A 2,259-nucleotide genomic window follows, 5' to 3' on the forward strand; every position below is an offset into this window, starting at 1 on the left:
TTTCCGCTTCCGGTTGATAGGCAATTTGATATCCGAGTCTCTGGGCGCGTTTGGCCCAGTCAAGATCTTCCAACCCCGTCAACGTCTCATCATAGGGCAGTTTTTCCCAGACTTGGCGGCGGATAGCCGCGTTGGCGTTATTACAGAAGGGGTGCATTTGGCTGGGGTCAGGGGTTTCCGGGAACCATTTGGCAAAAACCTGATGTTCGGAGTATTTGGTGATTTCGTTACCCCGCTGTCTGCCATAGACGAGGGCAACTTCCGGGCGCTGGAAGGGGTATAGTAGGTTTTCGAGCCAATCTTTGTAGAGAGGGTAGACATGGGCGCTGGCAATGACTATAATATCACCACTGGCAGCCCGACAGCCAAGGTTGAGGGCGCGACCGAAGGAAAAGTCTTCAGGGCGGATGCTAACAATTTTGACTGGGTAGCGCGAAGCAATGGAGACTGTGGCATCGGTAGAGCCAGAATCAACGATAATGATTTCGCGATCGATGAGAGTCTGTTGCATGATGCCACTGAGTAAGCGATCGATATGTTGTTCTTCGTTGTAACAGCGGATGACTAGAGAACACTTGACCATGATTTTTATCGATTGCGGATTCTCAATGTTCAGGTTTCAAATCTTTACCCGGGTGGATCGGTACAACCACCCTTTGACCCGATGAGTGTTTATAAATCCCATGACTTCCTTTCTGTCGGTGTAATTGATAACCCAATTTGCTAATGACTCGGATAAAATCTTTCGCCTTAACTGTCGAAAAATTACTCATCGGGCGATCTGGACAGGCTTGATGATCAGATTCTCTTCAGGTATCGGTTCTTTATCCTCAAGCAAACTATCAATATATAATTCCATTGCTTCCGTGATATTTACCAAGGCTTCCTCAAAATCATCTCCCTGACTGTGACACCCTTTCAAAACCGGACAAAAAGCATGATAACCCCCCTCTGATTCTTTTTCAAAAATCACCGTGTAATTATAAATTTTTTGTTCGGAAGTAGACATAAACTTTGCATTCATACACCATTCCTCAAATCTAGAACCCATCTTTGAAAATTTCTTTGATATACCGCATCAACTTACCTCTCAAATTTCCACGGACACCTACTATAACACAAATTTCGAGCCTCCAAAGCATTGCCCGCCCTCAGCTCCTCGGAGTGCGACGTATCGCCACCACCTCGACACCCCCCACTCAAACCGTCACTTATATCGGTTTCCCGGCATAAAGTATTCGGTTATTCGCACCTTGACAAATATCATGTTTTATGGTATATAATCCCCCATGGGCAACTCATACAATAAAGGAACATCCCGCCTCACCCGGTCTAACTCAAAACCACCGATATCAGTTTCCGTTAACCGAGAGTCCAAAAACCCCATTAATTGTGCATAATTCCTCACCAGAACTTGAGGCTTATACTTACATCTTTTAAACTTTAACCTGAACTGTTGGTTAACAGACTTACCATATTCTTCAGTTGCCGGGGAAAAATCATTCCCAATAATATAAAGTATCGGATATTTACCATTCTTGGTGCGTTGCTTATACCCCTCCACATAGCCTCTCTCCAAAACCTCATTAATAATCTCAATAGTTATCGTCCCTTTTTTCAACTCCATCAACATATGTTGAGGGCTTGGGGTTTTTAACACCAGGTCAATAAAACCCTGCTTTCCCCCACAATTCACCTCGAACTCCACATAAAAACGCCAGGGTAAATATTCACAAGCCTTAGCCAGGTAGAAAGTCAAATCCTTTTGATAATCCTTCTCAAACCGAGGTCTTCTCGCCAACACCCGGCGACTGGTTTCATCAAAAAGGCACGCCGAGTTCTTCGACTTGCTGTCTGGCGTACTCGTCTTGTTCCTTGCGTCTTTTGACCCAGGCTTTATAACTGCTGTAGGTTTCTCTGAACCACTCGTGGCTTTGTCTGGCAGTGTAGTAGTGGTATTTGGAGTATTTGGGGTCTTCCGGGTAGTCGTCGTCAAATTCAGCCCCAAATCTAATTCTAATTGCTTCATAATTTTCATAACAATTTGTCAGCTTAATAAACTTCTCGTGACTACCCGACTGCTTATCAGGATGCAGTTTAATTGCCATTTGTTTATATAACTTTCTCGCCGCCACTTGATTATCCGCCGCCAACACACAAGTCCCCGTTTCCCGGTGCGCCCAAATCGTCCCCTTTTTCGGGTAGAAAACACAACGCCCCTTAGTCATTCGTACAAACAGGACATTCGCCCACACCTCA

General features: G+C 45.0%; 5 protein-coding genes. All 5 read right to left on the minus strand.

Annotation, left to right across the window (positions count from 1 at the left end; all coding sequences use genetic code 11):
- On the minus strand, nt 1–583 hold a 583-nt coding region (locus tag B9T16_RS27975; protein WP_410246312.1), incomplete at its 3' end, for a glycosyltransferase family 2 protein.
- A 22-nt stretch (nt 584–605) separates the two neighbouring features.
- Entirely contained in the window at nt 606–773 is a 168-nt protein-coding gene (locus tag B9T16_RS27980; RefSeq protein ID WP_410246313.1) for a type II toxin-antitoxin system HicA family toxin, read from the minus strand.
- On the minus strand, nt 770–1,024 hold the full coding sequence (locus tag B9T16_RS27985) for a type II toxin-antitoxin system HicB family antitoxin (RefSeq protein WP_410246314.1): 255 nt from the start codon (nt 1,022–1,024) through the stop codon (nt 770–772). The genes B9T16_RS27980 and B9T16_RS27985 overlap by 4 nt, the downstream gene beginning before the upstream one ends.
- Before the next feature lie 246 nt (nt 1,025–1,270).
- Nucleotides 1,271–1,804, minus strand: a complete 534-nt coding sequence (locus tag B9T16_RS27990) for a hypothetical protein (protein WP_410246315.1) — start codon at nt 1,802–1,804, stop codon at nt 1,271–1,273.
- A 16-nt stretch (nt 1,805–1,820) separates the two neighbouring features.
- The coding region (locus B9T16_RS27995; RefSeq protein ID WP_410246316.1) for a hypothetical protein at nt 1,821–2,259 on the minus strand (439 nt) is incomplete at its 5' end.

This window comes from Arthrospira sp. PCC 8006, from assembly GCF_046480465.1.
In the GTDB taxonomy this organism is placed as follows: domain Bacteria; phylum Cyanobacteriota; class Cyanobacteriia; order Cyanobacteriales; family Microcoleaceae; genus Limnospira; species Limnospira platensis.

Bases quoted from the DNA above. Each gene is read 5' to 3' on its own strand.
- B9T16_RS27985 (WP_410246314.1), bottom strand. From the start codon at position 1,024: ATGAATGCAAAGTTTATGTCTACTTCCGAACAAAAAATTTATAATTAC.
- B9T16_RS27980 (WP_410246313.1), bottom strand. From the start codon at position 773: ATGAGTAATTTTTCGACAGTTAAGGCGAAAGATTTTATCCGAGTCATT.